General features: G+C 55.2%; 13 protein-coding genes. 4 read left to right on the top strand and 9 right to left on the bottom strand.

Annotated features, from left to right (window positions below; all coding sequences use genetic code 11):
• Window position 1: 1 nt before the first annotated feature.
• The 3 genes from AC5RUQ_RS09210 to AC5RUQ_RS09200 are packed head-to-tail and all read right to left on the bottom strand — an operon-like array spanning window position 2 to window position 3,294.
• Complete coding sequence (locus AC5RUQ_RS09210) at window positions 2-1,018, bottom strand: GDP-L-fucose synthase family protein (protein WP_493946993.1); 1,017 nt, start codon at window positions 1,016-1,018, stop codon at window positions 2-4.
• Window positions 969-2,003: a GDP-mannose 4,6-dehydratase gene (gmd, locus tag AC5RUQ_RS09205; protein WP_493946992.1), complete on the bottom strand. Its 1,035-nt coding sequence runs from the start codon at window positions 2,001-2,003 to the stop codon at window positions 969-971. Before gmd ends, AC5RUQ_RS09210 begins: the two co-directional genes overlap by 50 nt.
• 46 nt (window positions 2,004-2,049) lie before the next feature.
• On the bottom strand, window positions 2,050-3,294 hold the full coding sequence (locus AC5RUQ_RS09200) for a glycosyltransferase (RefSeq protein ID WP_493946990.1): 1,245 nt from the start codon (window positions 3,292-3,294) through the stop codon (window positions 2,050-2,052).
• Between the two features lie 51 nt (window positions 3,295-3,345).
• Between AC5RUQ_RS09200 and AC5RUQ_RS09195 the strand changes: the two genes are divergently transcribed.
• Together AC5RUQ_RS09195 and AC5RUQ_RS09190 are read left to right on the top strand one after the other, a co-directional pair.
• Window positions 3,346-3,909, top strand: a complete 564-nt coding sequence (locus tag AC5RUQ_RS09195) for an LbetaH domain-containing protein (protein ID WP_493946989.1) — start codon at window positions 3,346-3,348, stop codon at window positions 3,907-3,909.
• Window positions 3,910-3,991: 82 nt separating this feature from the next.
• Complete coding sequence (locus AC5RUQ_RS09190; protein WP_493947195.1) at window positions 3,992-5,104, top strand: glycosyltransferase; 1,113 nt, start codon at window positions 3,992-3,994, stop codon at window positions 5,102-5,104.
• Between the two features lie 85 nt (window positions 5,105-5,189).
• Here the strand turns inward: AC5RUQ_RS09190 and AC5RUQ_RS09185 are convergent, their stop codons facing one another.
• From AC5RUQ_RS09185 to AC5RUQ_RS09165, 5 genes are all read right to left on the bottom strand, one after another.
• Window positions 5,190-5,999, bottom strand: a complete 810-nt coding sequence (locus tag AC5RUQ_RS09185) for a glycosyltransferase (RefSeq protein WP_493946988.1) — start codon at window positions 5,997-5,999, stop codon at window positions 5,190-5,192.
• The gene (locus tag AC5RUQ_RS09180) at window positions 5,989-7,053 is read right to left on the bottom strand and encodes a glycosyltransferase (RefSeq protein WP_493946987.1); all 1,065 of its coding nucleotides are present in this window, start codon (window positions 7,051-7,053) and stop codon (window positions 5,989-5,991) included. The genes AC5RUQ_RS09185 and AC5RUQ_RS09180 overlap by 11 nt, the downstream gene beginning before the upstream one ends.
• Window positions 7,050-7,859 carry a lipopolysaccharide biosynthesis protein gene (locus AC5RUQ_RS09175; protein ID WP_493946986.1) on the bottom strand — a complete coding sequence of 270 codons (810 nt, stop codon included), beginning with the start codon at window positions 7,857-7,859 and terminating at the stop codon, window positions 7,050-7,052. The genes AC5RUQ_RS09180 and AC5RUQ_RS09175 overlap by 4 nt, the downstream gene beginning before the upstream one ends.
• A gap of 557 nt (window positions 7,860-8,416) precedes the next feature.
• Window positions 8,417-8,695, bottom strand: coding sequence for an acyltransferase (locus tag AC5RUQ_RS09170; protein ID WP_493947194.1), 279 nt, complete (start codon window positions 8,693-8,695; stop codon window positions 8,417-8,419).
• Window positions 8,696-9,013: 318 nt separating this feature from the next.
• On the bottom strand, window positions 9,014-10,534 hold the full coding sequence (locus AC5RUQ_RS09165; protein ID WP_493946985.1) for a tyrosine-protein kinase domain-containing protein: 1,521 nt from the start codon (window positions 10,532-10,534) through the stop codon (window positions 9,014-9,016).
• Window positions 10,535-11,095: 561 nt separating this feature from the next.
• On the opposite strand from AC5RUQ_RS09165, the gene AC5RUQ_RS09160 reads away from it, so the two are divergent.
• Window positions 11,096-11,773 carry an acyltransferase gene (locus AC5RUQ_RS09160; RefSeq protein WP_493946984.1) on the top strand — a complete coding sequence of 226 codons (678 nt, stop codon included), beginning with the start codon at window positions 11,096-11,098 and terminating at the stop codon, window positions 11,771-11,773.
• A gap of 417 nt (window positions 11,774-12,190) precedes the next feature.
• Here AC5RUQ_RS09160 and AC5RUQ_RS09155 read toward each other — a convergent pair whose 3' ends face one another.
• The gene (locus AC5RUQ_RS09155) at window positions 12,191-14,704 is read right to left on the bottom strand and encodes a right-handed parallel beta-helix repeat-containing protein (protein ID WP_493946983.1); all 2,514 of its coding nucleotides are present in this window, start codon (window positions 14,702-14,704) and stop codon (window positions 12,191-12,193) included.
• A 2,482-nt stretch (window positions 14,705-17,186) separates the two neighbouring features.
• Between AC5RUQ_RS09155 and AC5RUQ_RS09150 the strand changes: the two genes are divergently transcribed.
• On the top strand, window positions 17,187-18,422 hold the full coding sequence (locus AC5RUQ_RS09150) for a MinD/ParA family ATP-binding protein (RefSeq protein ID WP_493946981.1): 1,236 nt from the start codon (window positions 17,187-17,189) through the stop codon (window positions 18,420-18,422).
• Window positions 18,423-19,424: the final 1,002 nt, after the last annotated feature.

Below are 19,424 nucleotides of genomic sequence, written 5' to 3'. Positions count from 1 at the left end.
CCTAGTTGCGAACGGTAAGTGAATTGTTCCTGAACCATTCAACTGTCGTCTGGATTCCTTCTTCAAGCCCAATTGAAGCGGACCATCCGGACTCAGCTAACTTCGAAACATCTAAAAGCTTTCTTGGTGTTCCATCGGGTTTGCTGGAGTCCCAAGCGATTTCTCCGTCATATCCGACCGCAGATGCAACCAGCGAGGCGAGCTCACGAATGGTTACGTCCATTCCCGTCCCCACATTCACCTGGGAAGGCCCATCGTAGTTTTCCAATAAGTGAAGGCACGCTGCCGCCATGTCATCCACGTGCAGGAACTCTCGCCGAGGTGATCCCGTTCCCCAGTTGGTCACGACGTCCACTCCCGATCTAGCGGCTTCGTCATAGCGCCGGATCAAAGCGGGTAAAACGTGCGAACCGGTTGGGGAAAAGTTATCTCCGGGTCCGTACAAGTTTGTCGGCATGGCAGAAATCCAGGGGAGGCCATATTGCCGGCGGACTGCTTGAATCTGCATTATTCCTGCAATCTTGGCAATTGCGTAGGCATCATTGGTGGGCTCCAGGTGCCCTGTCAGCAGTGAGTCTTCCCGTATCGGCTGTTCGGCGAATTTGGGATATATGCAAGACGAACCTAAGAACAGTAAGCGTTCTACGCCGAACTCGCGCGCCGCGTCTAGAACATTTACTTGGATCCGGACATTTTCACTTAGGAAGTCAACCGGATAGCTGTTATTCGCAAGGATGCCGCCCACTTTTGCTGCGGCCAGCACAACATACCGAGGTCGCGCTTCGGCGAAGAAAGCAAAAACCGCGTCCCGATTTTTCAAGTCGAGCTCCGATGAGGTGCGGCCGATCAGATTAGAAAAGCCATTGCTTTCCAGATTCCTCCAGATTGCAGAGCCCACAAGACCTCTATGGCCAGCAACATAGAAACTCGAGGAGCGGTCAAGAGCCGCCGGTTCGAACCCTAAATTGTTAGACACGTGCTGTCCAGCTTTCAAGTTCGACTGTGTCAATCCAGTCATTGCCAGCATGCTTGAGGGCTTCGATATCGGCGTCCACCATAATTCGGGCAAGTTCAGGCGTGTGCACTGTAGCTTTCCAACCCAGTTTTTCTTGCGCTTTTGATGCATCTCCAACGAGTGCATCGACTTCAGTCGGGCGCAGGTAACGCTCGTCAAAGCGCACGTGATTCTCCCAATTTAGGCCAGCATGATCGAACGAAATTTGGAGGAAGTCGCGGACGGTGTAGTTACCCCCGGTTGCGAGTACGAAGTCGTCCGGGTCCTCTGCCTGGAGCATGCGCCACATGCCCTCGACATATTCAGCCGCGTAGCCCCAGTCGCGCACCGCGTCAAGATTTCCCATGTAGAGCAAGTCCTGTTTGCCGGCCTTGATGGCGGCGACAGCGCGAGTAATCTTGCGTGTTACGAACGTTTCCCCTCGGCGGGGCGATTCATGGTTAAAGAGGATGCCGTTTACAGCAAACATGCCGTAGGCCTCACGATAGTTCTTAGTAATCCAGTAGCTGTAGACCTTTGCGGCACCGTACGGCGACCTTGGGTAGAAGGGCGTCTCTTCATTCTGAGGCGGGGGCGTTGCACCAAACATTTCAGAAGACGAAGCCTGATAGAACCTAGTCTCAATTCCGGACATTCGCACTGCTTCAAGAAGGCGAATGGTTCCAACGCCGGTAGTGTCAGCAGTGTGTTCTGGTTCGTCAAAAGAAACACGAACGTGAGACTGCGCCGCAAGATTATAAACTTCATCGGGCTTGATCTCGGCCAAAAGGGTGACCAGCCGTGCTCCATCGCTGAGATCTCCGTAGTGGAGGAAAAGCTTGGCCTTCGGGTCATGAGGGTCCACGTAGAGGTGATCAACTCTAGCTGTGTTGAAAGTGGACGCTCGTCGTATTAGTCCGTGGACCTCGTACCCCTTCGAGAGCAGTAGCTCTGCAAGGTAAGAGCCGTCCTGACCTGTTATCCCGGTAATTAGAGCACGTTTGGTCATGATACCCCCAAAAAGATAGATGTTATGCAAAAAAGAGTCGCCCGACCTATCGGCCGCGCGACGATGCCAGACTCGTGATGAAATCATCATAGTGGGCAACCGCAGTGGCTTCCGCCAATGTTTCATGCCTGAAACGGAGAGCATTAGCTGCCAGTTGCGCAGCTACGGAGGGTTCTTGTGAGAGCGCCTCTGCGGTCTCCACCAAAGCGATGGGAACTCCCGCGTCGACCCTTACTCCTCCTCCGGAGTTCTCAATTTCGTAAGCTGTGACACTGTTCTCGTCCGTGGCTGCAATTACGGGGACTCCAGCGTTGAAGTATGAAGTTAGTTTGCTAGGCACAGCCATGTCCTTGACTCCTGGCAGTTCATTGACAAGCAACACATCAGCAGCAGACAGTGCCCGTTGGAAATCCATGTCGGGTAGCGGGTCGACGAAGCAAATTTTCCGTACCCCCTTTGCCATGGCTTCCAGGCGGCCACGCTGATTGCCATCGCCCATGAGAACGAAACGAACCGCGCTCCCGCGGGCCTCTGCGATGCGAGCGGCCTCGACAACGTTCTCGAGGCCTTGCTTCTTGCCCATGTTCCCCGCATGCAGTACGACTACATCCTCGGCGGACCAGCCCAGCCTTGCTCGCATCTCACGGATTCCGGTTGTCGGTATGTCAGGTAGATGAGTCCAATTGCGTATGACTTCCACTTTGTCGGCAGGGACACCCAAAGTATTGATCATGTGATGCTTGAAACGGTCATGAATGGCCGCCACACCGTCAACAGAGCAAAGTATCTTTGATTCCAGGGCGGTAGCGAGCTTGGCGAGTCTTCCTCCTCCCGTGCCGGTTTCAATAACTCCGCGGCTGTAGAGGTCCTGAATCCAGATGCCAACGGCCGGCCTGTTGGGTCGCAACCGGATGCGCAGTATTGCCAATGCACTTGAGAGAAGGGCGGGACTGACCACCAGTACGACGTCGGGATTGTCCCAACGAGTTGTCAGCAGTCTCAGACCAAAGCTCAATTCCATATGCATCCGAGCGAGGGCGGTCGGATTTCGAGGGACGTGATGCCGAACACGTTTGACGAAGACGCCATTCATTACCTCGGAGATCTTCCATCCGGTGTAGCCCTCCTTGAGGACCCATTCGGGGTAGTGCGGAAACCCAGTGACAACATGAACCGTATGTCCCGCGGCTGCTAGCCCTTCTGCGAGGCTTGCTGTGTACGGTGCGTTTCCAGAGGGTTCTGGGGAGTAGTTGAGGCCTAGGATTGTTATTCGCAATTTTGCTGGAGTCACGAGTGCAAGAATAGTGGTGTTAACAAGCACCGGCTCTCGGAGGACCTAGATATGGACGAACATGCAACGCCTCAGGACGTCCCCGTAGTCAACTTGTGTGATGCGCCAGGCGAACGCAGCGCTTGGGACCGTCCCGCAGCAACCGTCTATGCCTGGGCAATCGTGGAGCAATTGGTCGTCTTCAACCCTTGGCAGATAAGTTCGTCGCTCCGGGTACGTGCGCTGAGGTGGTTTGGGGCCGAGATTGGGAAAGACGTAGTTTTTCGGCCGCGGACGAGGGTTAAGTTCCCTTGGAAGCTGCACGTTGGGAATAACAGCTGGATTGGCGAGGGTGTCTGGTTCCATAATCAGGACCATATCTACGTCGGATCTAATGTAGTCGTCTCACAGGAAACAATGTTGACAACAGGAAGTCACAAGCACCGAAGCGACATGGGTTTGACAACGCGCCCCATTCACATTGAAGACGGCGCATGGGTGACGTCACGATGCATGATTTTGGGTGGAACAAGAATAGGCCGTTCGGCGATAGTTCGTCCCATGTCGGTTGTTGACCGCGATATCGCCGCTAACACCGTCACCGGCGGCGGGCGTGACGTTACTAAACGTTTCTAGGACCATATGAGTTTGGTCTGCCTCGACGAGGACAAGCGAATCTAGTGAAACTTATAGGGGTCAGGCTTTGAAGGTATTGCGTGTGGTGACGTTGGCGAGTTCCACCGGAAAATATGGAGGGCCATTTGACACCGCTGTCAGCCAAACGCGTTTGATCTCCCGCGCTCGAGGTGCAGAAGTGACACTCATCGCCGGGCATCTTCCCAATGACGCTCCTGTTCTGGATTCGCGAACATTCGCTCTTGTCATTCGTCCCGTGCGAAAACTCGTTGCTGGAGCCGGGTTTACGACTTGCATATCGTGGCACATGTGCATGGACCTCCTGCGCCAGGTTCGACGGGCCGATTTGATTCACGTCAGCTATGCGAGAGAACTGATTCCGCTGTTGGCGGCAACTTTGGCCCTTGCATTCCGGAAGCCCCTGGTCCTACAGCCACACGGCATGCTAACGGCACGTTCTAGTCGGCTTCATCGGATCGTCGACTTGGTAGCGCGTCCCATATTCTGCAAAGCAAGCCGTGTTATCGCCCTGACCGTTGTCGAAAAGGCGCAATTACAAAAGTGGTCCGGCCTGAAAGACGATGGATCGTTCAGCGTCATTGGCAACCCGTTACCCTACGAGCCTCAAAACGACCAAGCAACCAGCTCGACGCTTAAGGCATTGTTCATTGCCAGGCTCGAACCGCGCAAACGAGTGCGTGATTTCCTGGAGGCCAAACGTCGGGCGAATGCCTATGGTTGGGAGGAACTTTACGAAGTCGTGGGCCCTGACCAGGGGGATGGGGAAGCCGTTCGGTTGGCGGCGGCCAGCACACCCGGGCTCGTCTATCGAGGGGCAGTGCCTGCAACGCAAATCGACGATATCCTTGGGACTGCCGGCGTGTTTGTGCTCACATCGTGGAACGAGCCTTGGGGAAACGTATTAGTCGCGGCTCTAATAAAGGGGCTTCCAGTGGTTGTTACACGTTCTGCTGCGTTAGCTGAGGAGATCGAGCAGAATCACCTAGGCTTGGTCGTTCCCGACGGAGATCCCGAGGCAGTAGCGCAAGCGGTTCATCAAGTGCTTAGAGGCCGTTGGAGAACGCCTCAAGAGGAAGAAACAGCGTCAAACTTCGCGAAACAGCGTTTTGATCAGGCTGGAATCCAAATACGACTTCTTCGTGCTTATCGTTCAGCGAGCGATGCCCGCGATTAGCGAAAGCTGTTCTAGGCAGATGTCTTAAGGAGTTCAAGTTGCGCTTAGACTCGAATTTCCAATTAGTCGGTCGCCTTTTAGTGAATCAAAGCCGCGCTTTGAGTCTTCCCGCGATTCTCCTGGCAGCGTTCAGTAGCGCTACAAGTCGGCCAGCAAGTCTATCGAGTACCGCACCCACCGGCCCTAACTGAAATCTTTCTACTCGAACCTGATGCTGTAGTAGCGGGTTGAGCGATGCACCTTTCTCAGATATACCGCCGCCCAAATAGTCGATAATGACTTCCTCGGTAACAAATGGGCGTGAAAGTATTCCGAACCTCAAGATAACATCAAAATCGTCGGCCGTACCAAATCTGAGAGCGTGGGATCCCGCATCGATAAAAGTGTCCCTTCTGAACCAGGTCGCTTGGTGGCAATGCGGCTGGAGTCCATAGGCGTGGCGCCACCAAGTATGAGGAACGCTCGGTATCCGTCTGAGAACAGCACCTTGATCCCCGCCCAAATTTTGCGCGGCCGAAATGGCCCAAGGGGCACCTTCTACCTCAGCCCTTTCTAGTGCCTTCAGCGTCGTGCCTAGGCTGCTGCGATGCGTGAAAGTATCTCCTGCATTTAGGAATTGTATCCAACGCCCTTTGGCTAGCTGGGCACCCTTGTTCATAGCGTCATAAATCCCCCTATCAGGCTCAGAAAGGACAGTTCCGACGAATTGAACATTCTGTAGTAACGTCAAGGTGTTGTCCGTTGACGCGCCGTCAACCACAATTACTTCAACTTGCGGAGAACCAATCTCAAACTGGCTCTCAAGCGAACCTAAAGTGCGAGGAAGGAAATTTTTAGCATTGTAGGTAACGATAATGATGGACAAGCGAGGCAGGAAAACATCATCACGACTCATTCAGTATCATATTCCAGTCTTGCGCGCATTTGCTATGCAGGTCGAGGGCCGTCGGTGTATACGTGGGCCAAGGCGTGGCCAAAAAGCGGGAAACAAGTTTCCCGAGCTCCACTGCGGTTGGTGCCAAACTTTCGGTATTGACAATGTGCTCCACGCCAGGGGACGCATAAGCTAGTACGGGTACACGCAGACTCAATGCCATGTGGATTGAACCGCTTTCCGTTACTGATCGATATGGCGCAATCATCAAGTCCGCCGTTTCCAGTCCTGCAATCAGCTCCTCGTCGGACGGGCCGCTTCCCGAGCCGACGTGCTCGCAAGTGACGCCGTTCTCTTCAAGCGCCGCAACAGTCCCATCAGAGACGCGGTCGGGCCCCAGCACTCGCAGTACCCAGCGTGTGTCGGAAGCCTCGGCGACCTGTACGAAGTCCTTGGCGCCCTTGTCTTCTCTCAGGGCGCCAATAAAGGCCACTACGGGCATATCTTGAACTCGGCGGCTGGGGCTCTTCACACGACGTGATGATTGTGAAGTGGTCTCTCTATATGGAGGGTGGGCGGCCACTCGGACTTCGGTTCCCGGGACCTCTGTTAAGGCGGCCAAGCGAGCGCTGTGTACTACACAAAGAGATGATGCCCGCAGTAGGCAGCGCTCCATAAAGCCGGCAATTCCGCGTCGTTTTCTCGCATTGCCTGGATTGTGGTAGATGAAAATGGTCTTTCCACCCACGATCGCTCGGAAAAGAAACAAGCATGCATCCCACGGGTCTCTTGTCCAGACGACGATTAGAGGAAAGCGTTTAGAAGTAGACGCGAGGACCGACAAGGGGCCAATGATCCGACGAAAAGCGAGGGCTGCAAGCCCTGTGTAAGCTCGTTGCCCTAGGGCCAATCTTGGATGAAGATTGACTCCCTTTGGTGCTGATGACCTATTTTCAGTGCACCACAAATCAACGCTGTAGCCGCCGGCCGCGATAACAGAACCTAGCTCCATGCCATATGGATTAATCCAGTTTGGGTCATAAATAGCAACCCGCTTCTGCTTTTTGATGATCAAACTCCAACCAGTTCAACGCTCGTGCGCATAAAGTGTTTCGCTTTCAATATGCATGGAATGAGCTGCGTTACAAATACGGCTACGACCGACGCCCAGACAACGCCACTTGCACCCAAAATCGGGGCTAAATAGATGGAGAGTCCCAAATTCAACATCAGCATGACCGTGGAACAAGTTGCTTGGAAGGTTAGATGTGCCGGCGATGTTAGAAGTACGGCGGAAGCTTGATGACAAGCCATCACTCCTAATAAACAACCAAGCGCTACGGCTAGATCTAGTCCTACGGTCAGCTTGTTCTCGGTAATAATGTCAGCCACAGGACCAACGAAAATGATAAAACACGCTGCAAGAAAACCACCACCTGCGGTCAAGGTAGTGATGGCCTTCGACCATAGCTTTATCGAAGTAGAACCGGATCTTGAGAAAATTGGCCACAACGCCACGGCCGCCATGGAGATGATGGAGAAACAGGGCGCGTACATTTGGGCGGCAATAGAATACTCCGAGAGTTCTCCTGCATTTGAAAAGTGAGATAGAACAAGTCGATCACTCTGCATAGCCAACGGGACGGTGATACTGATGATGATCATCGGCAAGGCAGAGTTCCAAAGCCGAGGCTTATTTCGGATTCTGCGAACAATGAATATGTCACGTAATTTCCAGTGGCTAACTTTCAGGGCCAAAACAAAGCACGACACCGAGACGATCAGTATTCCCGAAGGGGTGGCTACTGCGAGGACGAGTGGGTCCACATTTAGCTCAAGAAGCACATAGGTTGTTGCTGTTGCTGTGACTGGGCCAGCCATGCTCAGGAGACTAACAATGTGGTTGCGTCCTTCTCCGACCAGTATTCTTTGACCTATCCCAAAGGGTATAGATAAAGCAAATGGTAGGAGCACTAGCGCTATCACCCAGCTGGAGGACGCAGCCATCCCTGGGGGTAGGCCTAGAAGGTAGGGCCAAGCACCCATTAGCCCGATCGCCACGGTCACAGCGATAATTACCGCGGCGGAAATTGCTAGGGTTCGGAACGCAATGCCAGCCGTAGCAAGCGCATGTGCACAAAGTGCGCGGCTCTCGAGGCGTTTGGCGGAAGCATTCACGACAGCGGCACCCATACCCAAGTCAGCAAAAGGAACTAGCTGAAACAACGCACCGACAAGAATTATGTAAGCGTAATTTGATACACCGAGCTCCCTGACGAGGAGAAATGTGGTGACAAAGGTCGCTGCTGCCGTGACTGGGAGGGTGAGAACCCTCGCGGAGGCAGAGAGCAATAACGTCTTACCTATCGATGCCACGCGTAGTTACCCATTTATTGCAAGCCTCTTGTAATGCCACACTGGGGCCATAGCTACCACCCCTACCACCACCAAGTCTTCTGACCTGGCGTTGCTAGGTGGTATTGGAGGTCGCTAGGGCGCTCCGAAATGAACTTAGCTGGGACGCCTCCTACCAGCGTGAAGGGTGGAACGGTGCCTCGAACTATGGATCCAGCCGCGACCACGGCTCCTTCGCCAATAGTTGTTCCAGGCAGCAATACGGCACGCGGTCCTATCCAGGCCCGATCTCCGACAGTAACGGGAGCCTCAACATAGCTGAAGTCAGGGGATCTCCAGTCATGCTGGGCCGTCCAGATCATCACCTGAGTGGACATGTTCACGTCCCTACCCAGTGTTAGCCCTCCCCGGGCATCGAGAACTGCACCGTCACCTACAGATGTGCGTGCACCAATCGTTAAGTTGCGCGCGCTCCTGACTTGAAAGCCATGGTAAACGACAGCATTAGAGTCTATTTTTGCACCAAAGAGCCTTAATGCACATATTCGAATCCGATGAACAGGAGTAAAGGCGACTAAGCGGAGTGTCATCATCTCGACGGCCGAGTATTTTGATTTTGCAAACTGCAATGGTGAAGTCACTGGCTATTCTTCCTTTTTCGTCAAATTCATGGCCACTACTTAAAGTTGGTTGAATCTGCTGCTTCGAAAGGTTTTTGCAGGTTGCGTCCCAGGATCTAATAACGCGCGGTCGAACTCACTCACCGAGAGCGTTTCAGTCTCCTCACTTCGCTTGGAGCGGTCTCCCAGGGCGTTGCGCCGCTTTTCACCTGACCTTGCAGATGCTAGCGGCTGTTCGCTGCTGTAGTAGCTGTAGGTGTATGCATCTGGGCCTTTGATTGGGAGCCTATTTAGCACGACGCCAAGTACTTTCGAACCGACCATGGAAAGTGCGCTCAACGCTTTCTCCAAGTCTTGGTGTCTAATCTTTTGGACTCCTACAACTACCACAACACCACCAACGAATTGGGATAGGACCGCGGCATCAGTAACCGGAAGGAGGGGCGGGGCATCAACGACCACGGCATCGAATGAATCTTCGAGCCTTACCAGAAGCTGTTGCATTTCCTCGGAACCGAGGAGCTCGCTGGGATTCGGTGGAATTTGACCCGAAGTCAAAACGTAAAGGTTGTCATCTCCCCAAGGCTGTAAAAGGTCTCCTACGTCGACGGCTCCAACTAAAGCAGTCGTCAGCCCAACTCCTCGCTCAAGACCGAGATACTCATTTATCATTGGCCGACGGAGATCTGCGTCCACAAGACACACGGCCTGTCCCGCCTGCGCGAGCGCTATCGCCAGATTTGTCGCTGTAGTGCTCTTTCCCTCGCCAGGCAGCGATGAAGTGACCAATACTGTTTTGGCACGTCGCGAAACATTGGCGAACTGGAGGTTCGTCCTAAGTTGCCGGAATGATTCGGCCCGCGGGCTTTGATGCGCTGCTTGCGTCAGTAATGGCAGCCGCGTGGCATCTTGGTCGAAGGAAATTCCGCCCAACAGCGGAGCCTCCGTTACCCGGCGCAAGTCTGCCTCGCCTCTTATGCGATTATCAAGGGCTGTTCGCGTGAATGCGCCTACAATACCCAAAGCGAGGCCTACGATAAGCCCCAGCGCGAGATTGAGCTTCGTGTTTGGTCCTGAAGGGTTAAGAGGTGCCTTGGCGGGGGTAATTATCGACATGCTGACGGGCGAAGGGCCTCCGGTTCGTGGCTTTTCCAGAGTATCGACTGCACGCACGAGGCTGTTAGCCACCGCCTCGGCAATGGCAGCGGCTTGAACCGGAGAGTTGTCAGAGACAGAAATGTTTATCAGGACGGTATTGAGGTCACTAGTCGCTTTGACTTTTTTTGCAAGTTCCTCGGACTCGATCGAAAGGCCCAGTGCATCGATTGCCGGTTGCAGGACAACGGGCGTTTGGACTGTACCGACGTAGGATTGAACTCTAGCCTGACTGAAGGTGTTCCCCTGTTGTAGCTCTTGAACAGATCCGGAGCTCTGGATGGCGACAAAAAGTTGAGTGTCAGCAGTGTACGTCGGCTTAGAGAGCATTGATATTGTTCCGCTCACGAGGAGACCAGCGAGCGTTAGCGCAGTAACTAGAATCCAACTTCGCCGTGCAATGCGCAGGTATTCGCGTATGTTCAAACCGGTCCCCCTTTTGAATCCAGGGGTGGCCGGCGGGCACACCACCGGAACGGCAATATTCGTGCGGTCTTGGTAATTGTACCCGCCCGGTACCGCAGTCTTTGTAGCACAAGCACGTTGTTGCTCGCATGACAGGTCGGCGGACCGGTGCATGCGCTATTCCGTTTTGTCCTACTCCCTAGGTGATCCGGCAGTGTAATCCCCGCCCAAGCGGTCATACGCTACCAGGGCGCGCTCCGTGGCAGGCCGTCCAGAGACAGAGGACCCCCTCTCCCGTATCGGTTACTTCGTAGGAAAGGCTGACACCTCCCGCGTGGTGACGTCGAGAGCCCAATACACGGGAAGGATCGGTGGAGTCCCATCACTCACTCACCCTCCATCTATCGCCCTGCTTGGTAGAGATGCTCGTCGCCGACTGGAAGGGAGCATTGGTCGCGAGGACGGATGAGCGGCGCGTCTCGGAACATGTACGGGGGCCGTTCAAGCGGCCAGTACAATCGTCAGCGGCTGTTCCCAGCGCCACTGAAAGATTGACCGTGTCCCATTGAGTAGGATGACGCGGTGACTATATTAACCCGTGCCCGCCGGCTCTTTGAGGACTCACTAGAGCGACCATTTGTCCCTTCTGTCATCCGTACTTCCCTATTCATGCTCAGGACTGGTTCGAAAGATGCCTTGGTGGGTCGCAACTTCAGAATAATAGACCAAGGGTCGTTTAGTGCACCGAAAGACGCTCGACTGCGTTTCGGCACCGGGTTCTTTGGGTTTCTCGACGGCAGCGAACCTGCCCTAATCCGCAACAGGGGTGCACTGACTTTTGCCGGTGCAGTTTCTATCGGAGGCGGCGCGCGGTGGGACGTCGGAAGGGACGCGATCCTGACGGTTGGGGCAGACACTCAATTCTCACCTAACACGAAAATTATCGCTATGAAGCAAGTGAGCATTGGAGAGCGGTGCGCGATCGGATGGGATGTTCAAATAGTTGATTCCGATTTCCACTCGCATGGCATAGCCGGGACGAGGGAGGAACTTCCCCCTGCAACAAACTTCCGAGTTCCTGTAGAGATTGGCAATCACGTATGGGTGGGCAGCGGAGTCAAGATATTCAAGGGAGTGCGAATCGCTGAGGACTGCATAATAGCGGGCGGTTCCGTTGTCACGCGATCCGTAGAAGAAAAAGGCTCGCTTATCGCGGGAAACCCTGCTCGAATCGTGAAGTCAGGAGTGGACTGGCGCTGATTGGTGATTCGTCTTCGAGGTTCGCCTTCGCTCCGCGCGTCTGCGGCCGCCGCCGCACTCGATGACGGGCCAATTGATCGCAGTCCGTATCGCCTCGAGGGGAGACTAGTGCGTATAAGCTGTTCCATACATTTGGTCTTGCAGCAGATTAGGTGGGATTCAGCCTTCCTTCTAACTTCCAAAAACTTTCAGGACAAGATCAAGACGCCCTCAAATGCACTTTGGAGCTAGCCGAATTTCTCCGGAAGCAGTTCTTTCAAGTTCGCTGAACCCATCCACCGGCCGTCTAATCGTAGCGGGCACATCTCTATGGCTTCGTTTGATCATTCCGCCAGCTTCTTTGAGTGGCCATCCAAATCGACACGTCATTCTGTCAACGATGGGTGGGTGGGTGTCCCTGTTGTCAAGGTATCGACCTTAGCGGGCTACGCGAACCTGTACTTGGGGAGGCATTCCTTGTGCATTGACAGCTGACGTGAAAACAGATGGAATCGCTCCTGTCACGGAGTCATGCACATAGGCTGCGCGCCCTAACATTGGGCCTGAAGCTTGATACCCGACTGTCTGGTAACCCGCCCCAGTAATTACCGTCGCTGACGGAGCCGCTACTTGGGGGACTACAGCAAGCCAGTACAGACCTGGGTCAAGAACGGCAGAAATCGCTGCTTCCTTGAATCCTGATGTGTCGGTTGCGACTTTGCCAGTTGTTCCGGGCACAAGAGCGCCAGGGTAGCCTCCGATTCCGTCGAGAACATCGGCAAAAATGGCGAGTTGCGCACTGCCGCCAGTTGCAGCGGGAGATGCGACATTGAAACCAATGCGGTCGACTGTAATCCGCCGGCCAATGAAGATGGGGGTCGCTGATAGCCGATTCAGGGTCACGGAAGAAGTGCCTGTAGTAGCAGGGGAAGCGTAATACAAGTTAGGTCTGAGCCGTGACCCTGCCTCCCGGCCTTCTTCAAGGAGGCGCACCCCTTTTACAGCAAATCCATTGGCACCAACAAAGGGCGGGGCGAGGTAAAAAGATTGCGGCAGCAGCGTAACCGGCGCGGCAGTATCGTTAATTCCAAGCCATTCGTTGGCCCAAATTTCAATGCGCGACCCGTAGTAGCCGTCGGCCACATGAATGCGAGTGACTCCGCAATCCGAAATGATGTTGTTCTTGAATACAAGGTTGTCAGAAACTGGCCCCGCATTCGTCGGGTTGCCTTTTGCGCGAATCCCGGAATGAAGAGCGTAGCTAATGCGGTTACCATCGAACTCGACTTCGTTCAGCGTGTTGCCCGAAGCTGCATGGGTCGGAGCGAGGTAGATACCGTGACTAGCCGTGGAGCCATACGTGCCGACTTGCCCGGAGCCGTCCAGCCTGTTGTTGCGAAACGTGAGCCGGAGCGCGTAATCGCCCTTAGCGAAGATGCCATGTGAAGAATATCCGGAAATCCTGTTGTCGGAGATTTCAGCATCCTCAAGAGCCGCTGTGCTGTATATGCCGAAGGCATTGATACTGCCCCAGTCTGGCCCTGAAATATCTATATAGTTATCCCGAACCACCAAGCCTATGCCAGCGACACCTCTGCCCCAGGAATGTGACCCATCGTCGCCGATGGTTATCCCGTGTAGGTACGACTCTGAACTTTCCGCAGTAGTCTGTGAGCCGATGAGGTGATTGCCTCTGATGATGGTGTTTCGTCCTCGAGAGACTATTCCACCCCCACAGTCCTTGACGGTGTTATTAGTTATTTTCACAATGTCAGTGGAACCGTGCGTAGAAATGCCGGCCGAGCAATCGCCCTCAGCAGTACAGCCATCAAATAAGACATCTCGGACTTCGTCTACATCGAATGAGTGACGGTTCTTGCGGCCATAGCAGCCTATGAACTTTACGTTCTGAGCCTGGGTGACGTGAAAGCCGTAGCCTAGGCCGGAAGCATTGCTTCCTTGCACGCGACAGTTTACGGCGGTCCAATCCAGGCCAGTTGTGCCAGCCAGTCCCTCGATGCCTGCGCCCTCAACAAATATGTTGGACAAGTTCAAGCCGTCAAAATTCGCGAACTGGATACCCGTCTGTTTTGATCCCCCACCTGCGCCTTTGAGGTTGAGGTCCGATACGTAGAGATTTTTCACGGCGGGTATGCGTTTCACGGTCACCGTATAGCTTGATATCGAGTAGGCGTTCCACGTCCGCGTTTCCAGTGTCAGAGTTGTCGCATTTGTGACTTCCTCAATTCGAGCCATCTCCTGTTTCACTGCAGTGGATCTGTCCGAGTTGAAAATCTCTGCATTCGATCGAATGGAAATCATGTCACCCGCGAAGAAGCCGGCAGTAGACGTCACGGTCAACGTCCGACTGCGCGATGTAAGTGCCGCGATTAGAGTCGTGGTTAGGCTCCCGTCACCACCCATGATTCGGAGGATCGCTCCTGATCCAACTGCGCTGCCATCGACAGTGGCGCCTTGTCCATCGATGAAAACATTAGGCTTCGACGTCAAATCATACGCTGAGGGCACGGCGACGGTGTATGTCTTTCCCTGCCCAAATTTGAGGCATCCTCCTGGGGCTAGATTAGCAAAAGCGGCAGCAATAATCTCGGCATCGGTCCTTGTACCGTTCCGAAAGGACTCAACATAAACAGTCCTGCCGACGGGGGCATAAGTCGTGGAGAGGTCAGGAAGTTGGACCTCGGGAATCTTGGATTCATTATCTAGTGTGGCTACGCCGGCAGCGGCACCCTTTTCCGCTGTAGGGACATATGTCGCCGACGGGCTTTTGTCACCGGGGGCAGCATTGGCACCATTGGCACCGACAACTGACACTGCGGAGGCGCCAGTGACGGCAGCTAGAAGGGTGCCAAATCGAAGAAGTCCTCGGCGTTCAACACCAGCGTCGCAATTGGGTAGGCTACCTGTTTCTTTACTAATTTCGCTAGCCATCACTGCTCCGCGATACGAGGGAACACGCGGACAGCCTGAGCAAATGCATGCGACGGCAGCCCCCTTTGGACGGGTGTCGTCACCAGGGAAGCGCCGCCCGTCCCACTACCGGCCAGAGCTGTTTTAAGTCTCCACACTGGTCAAAGCCTCCTAACTCATGGATTGCAGTCCTCAGAGGTTATGGTTTGATTACCTGGTAGGGCACAGTAGGAGCTACTCGAGTTCTAACAAGGCAGCACTCGGCCAAAAGGCTGTGATACTCACTTGCACTATAAATTGCGTTGATTTGAGCGAATCTTAAATTGTTCTTGATCGATTACTGAGCCAGATATGGTCGGGTTGTGTATAGGAGTCGTATCTTGACGTTGGGGCATTTCCGCCACTGATGATGACATATGCACCAATTGCGTCTCCAATAGGTATCCGCCGGTGCCCTACGAGCTTGGCCAGTGTGATCTTCAGCTGGCACATTTGTATCCCTGGCCTCCGTTGTGAGAAACTGTCGCCGTTATTTGTGTCTCTTTTCCTTCTGGTGCTGGATCGAAAAGGTCGTGGCAAGCGTCGCGGCGAAGATCATTTGAGATTTTTGGACATGACAGGTACGAACGCGATGTTCCACAGGCCGACATACGAAGCGGGAGCGCATAGCACTGGAACCTGTTCCTCGCATGCCACCAGCCGGTTCAGCAAGAGCCATGCGATGTAAGCCGTGATGACGAGTCCGACGAATCTGGGGTTGCTCAGTGATCGCTCAATCCATGGCGTAGTTTGATCTGATTCCCGGGAGCAGTAAGTTTATGTATTCGGCTTCGAGATTTTTGTCGGTTGCGTGCAAACCTGTCCTGGCATGATCACATACTCCAAGTTGGCAAACGGCCCCCTGTGCGGTAACCGAGCCACCTGTCGAGGAATAATCGCAATGGCACTCGCGATTCGATCTGCCCCGATGCCAGTAAGTTCTCGCCAATTGCAAGTTGGTTAACAGGAACCACTTGTTGCAGAGCTGGAAGTAGCCATCTACCACTACCTAAACTGCGGCTTGAGCAAGGCCCAATATATAGCCCATTGATACTGTCGGGGTGGCAGTCGTTTTCAACTTACGAGGGGAATTTGAGCAGGGCGGGACGGGCGTCCTGCCTTGTTGTCGCGGGCTGCGCCAGCGACACCCACCTCCGGGCTCCTAACATCGTCGTCCCGTTCTGCCGCTCTAGCTGTATCGGAGATTAGGAATCACCGGAAGTTACCACCGTAAGATTCAGGCAGACGCATCCGAATGCTCAGCACACCAGACTGTGGCAATTAGAGGGCCGCCATTTGTGGACTTTTTATACATCGTCACGTGCACGGTCGTCTTGCCACACTCAGCGCAGAAGGTTTTATGTTGTTTTGTCCCCATACGGGGAATATTACGCAGCCAGGCCGACCTGATCCAAGCGTTACTTTCGAGGGTTACTCCTTACCTACGAGCGACTCAAGTGACCTTCACGTCATGCCCAAGCTTGCAAGCCAGTTTCGTGCCCTGACTAAGCTTTCCTCGTTCTTACCGTGAGGACAGGAAGCTACGCGTGTACCAGCAGGGTAAGCGATAGGAGTTGAACAACAGAGGCCTAGCCCTTACGCGTTCACGTTAGTGGGAATCTGTTTCTGAGTGCACCGCCGACGTTGTGCCGCACCTCAAAGTACGTAACAAGGGCCGGGACGTCATATAACGCTTGACTTGATCAATCCTTGAGGTTGTGTTTTGTACCATCTCGCCATGGGTAGATATGGGGGCACTTACTACACCCGCCGGTCGCGGCGGGAACTGCGGCAGCGCCAATTCCAGGTATTGTCTTACGTTCTGCTGACCCTTCTGGCAGTGGCAACAAGCGCGGTCGTACTGGTGGCATTAGACACCTGACAGAGACGCAGCTAACGGAGGGCCGGTAACAACGTGACTTGTCAATTGACGGCTCGCGTGGTTATGTCGTGGTCGATGGGGATCACTGTGACCAATGGAGGCTGTTGTGGCTATATCCGAATTTGCTTTAGCGTTTTGTGCGCTTTTCGGCACGTTTCTGGTTCCTTTTTCCGTCTTGTACCACATGCTGCGGCTCAAACGCCGGGCCGTTCAGATACCAGCCCCCGCCGCCACACGAGGTAACCGCCCCTAGCCATGCCCTACATTGACATCAACCCGCACAGAGGTCGACCCAAATGGCAGGGCTACGTCGTTTTGACCGTTCTGCTTATTCTTACCGCGGCTGTAGTCGCTGCTGCACTCGCCCGCGTCTGATCGGTGGGGAGTGCCCAAACCCCCTAGACTTACTGTTTGACCAGTGCCGCAGAACTTTTGCCGAAACGTCCTGGGGGGACAGACATGCCCGATCCGGCGGATCAGAACGCACGCGCCTATGCAGATGATGCAGGGCAGCCGCAGCAGCGCCGACGCCGCGATATACGTCGCGCCGACGGTGAGCTAACGGATGTCCGGACAGGAACCATGCCAGCAGCAACACCAAGCCACTCCAACCCGTCTGACACCGGAAAGCCCGCCACGCGCCGGAGCTCCTGGGCGGAGGCAGCAGCAGCAGCCGATGCCGGAACGCAGGCCGCGCATGTTCCGGCTCCCGCCAGGGCGCCAGCCTCTGCTGTAGTTCCGTTGCAACAGGCTGGACCGGCCACAGCCACCTTCTCGTTTGATGGAACAGCAGCGGAAGCCGGACGTGCGCCGTCGGCTACAACAGCTGAATCTTCCGCCTTTCGACGTGCCCGGCCCACGACCGCAGACGTTATCGCCGGCACCCCAATGCCGGACTTCACCAGCTCACCGGGTCTATTTGTGAAGGAGCAGAGGCCGCGCCCAATTGGCGGTTTCCGCGGTGCGATGTACAACATGACGGGCGGCGCGTGGAACATGGGCCCCGGCCTCAAACAGCGCCTGGAAGAAGAATTGGGACGCCGCATTTCCCGTCAGCTCCAGGGCAGCTACAACACGGCGATATTGAGCCTGAAAGGCGGCATTGGCAAGACCTCAACCACAGTGGGGGTAGGCCTCACGCTGGCTGAGTACCGTGGCGACGCGCCCTGTGCAATTGACGCGAATCCCGACTCAGGAGACTTGGTGGAGCGCGCCTTGGGCGAGGGGATATACCAACAATCCAGCCCACGCACCATCTCGGACCTGCTCCGCAACATCGAGTCAGTTGACTCGCTCACCGCGCTGGCGCGGTACATGCACCACGCCGGTCGGTTGCACCTAATTGCAGGGGAGCAGGACCCGGAAGTCTCAGACTCGCTGACCGCGGAAGAGTACTTGCGCATCCGCAAGCTCATCGGCGCCTACTACTCCGTGGCCCTCACCGACTGCGGCACCGGCGTCACTCACAACGCTATGAGCGGTATCCTGCAGTCCGCAAACAATCTGGTGATCGCCGCCGGTTATGCTGTGAGCGGTGCCAAGCGTGCACGCAGCACTCTGCAATGGCTAGCCAGCCACGGGTATGAAGACTTGGCCCGTGATGCCATCGTGGTCATCACGGATAAGGACGAAGTCTCGTCCAGGGTGGACAAAGACGCCATCGAGGAACATCTCGCAGGCATCTGCCGCCAACTTATCGCCGTGCCGCATGATCGGGGGGTGGCCGACGGGGACTTGGTCACACTCGATGTACTCAAGCCTGAAACTCGACGCGCCTACAAGGAGATCGCCGCAGCCATCGTGGACGGGTACCGGTAAGGCAAGCGGTTTTGAACGCCTTCTTCCCCGCGAGGGCTAAGCCGTCCCTCAGCTTCGATCTGCACAAACCCTGATCCAAGGCTCGGGCGATCAACCACGCATTCCTGAGCCTCGCGGCGTAGCTCCGGGGCTTTGTCAGGCGGTACAGGGCACAGTACTTGGGGAACGGGACATGAGTATCAACGACTACGTTGTGGCTCTTGTCGCCGCTGGACTTATCCGCGCTAAAGCACGTCACTAGCCGGCCGCCAACGGGCAGATTTAACCGCTTGTGCTTGAGGGTGCAGTGCAGCGCTCTATGCCAACAATGGGGCTCGGACCGGACCCCGGCGAGCCGCCAGCCATTGCCCTCAGGATAGTTCTCCGTCACGCTGCAGGCTTCAGGTTCCACTGGCGGGAGACTCCCGCGGGCTTGGTGAACGCGGCATGTATGAGCAGCGGTTCCCCGCCAAGATTGCCGCCCATGCCACGTCGATAGAAGTGCGGCTTTCCAGAACTGTCTCCAGGTTGTCCCCGGTGGAACGAACGCTCCGCATCTCCGGTGCAGGCGTAGGCAGGCCGCTGGTTGTCACCTCCAGGGTTTGCCCGAGGGCGGTGCCATGATCTTGACACGCTCGGCGGGACGGACAAAAACCTTACCGACTGCACAACGAACCGGCACTCGATCAGCAACACTAGGTCCGGTCTCCCTGGGGCCCTTTCTGCCACGATTCTTGACCAAATCGATGGGGCTGTCGGCGTTACCGTTGCCCCCGCCTCGTTGGCTCTAAAGGTAGCCCCGTCTCCTGGTCGGAAGATCGCGTTTGCTTTCTCCGTTGTCCCCCGAAACTGGCAGGAACCCGGTGGTTTTCCCGTAATCCCCTGCAAGCAGGCGTAGCGGGCGACACTTCGGCTCAACTCGTTCTCAGCCAACAACAAGGGCATCCGCGCGCTCGCGCATGGCTCGGGCCGGTCCATGAGCATTGACTGGTACCGCCCCGCACACAGGCTGCCAGGGGGACC

The sequence above is a fragment of the Arthrobacter sp. MDT2-3 genome, from assembly GCF_059090465.1.
The sequence above is the reverse complement of the archived record's forward strand: the minus strand, read 5'-3'. Positions and strand labels throughout refer to the sequence as shown.

What these genes read in the sequence shown, in the direction of transcription:
- AC5RUQ_RS09210 (WP_493946993.1), bottom strand. Translation starts at nt 1,018, where the DNA reads ATGACTGGATTGACACAGTCGAACTTGAAAGCTGGACAGCACGTGTCT.
- gmd (WP_493946992.1), bottom strand. Translation starts at nt 2,003, where the DNA reads ATGACCAAACGTGCTCTAATTACCGGGATAACAGGTCAGGACGGCTCT.
- AC5RUQ_RS09195 (WP_493946989.1), top strand. Translation starts at nt 3,346, where the DNA reads ATGGACGAACATGCAACGCCTCAGGACGTCCCCGTAGTCAACTTGTGT.
- AC5RUQ_RS09185 (WP_493946988.1), bottom strand. Translation starts at nt 5,999, where the DNA reads ATGAGTCGTGATGATGTTTTCCTGCCTCGCTTGTCCATCATTATCGTT.
- AC5RUQ_RS09175 (WP_493946986.1), bottom strand. Translation starts at nt 7,859, where the DNA reads ATGGCTGGCCCAGTCACAGCAACAGCAACAACCTATGTGCTTCTTGAG.
- AC5RUQ_RS09170 (WP_493947194.1), bottom strand. Translation starts at nt 8,695, where the DNA reads ATGATCTGGACGGCCCAGCATGACTGGAGATCCCCTGACTTCAGCTAT.
- AC5RUQ_RS09155 (WP_493946983.1), bottom strand. Translation starts at nt 14,704, where the DNA reads ATGGCTAGCGAAATTAGTAAAGAAACAGGTAGCCTACCCAATTGCGAC.
- AC5RUQ_RS09150 (WP_493946981.1), top strand. Translation starts at nt 17,187, where the DNA reads ATGCCAGCAGCAACACCAAGCCACTCCAACCCGTCTGACACCGGAAAG.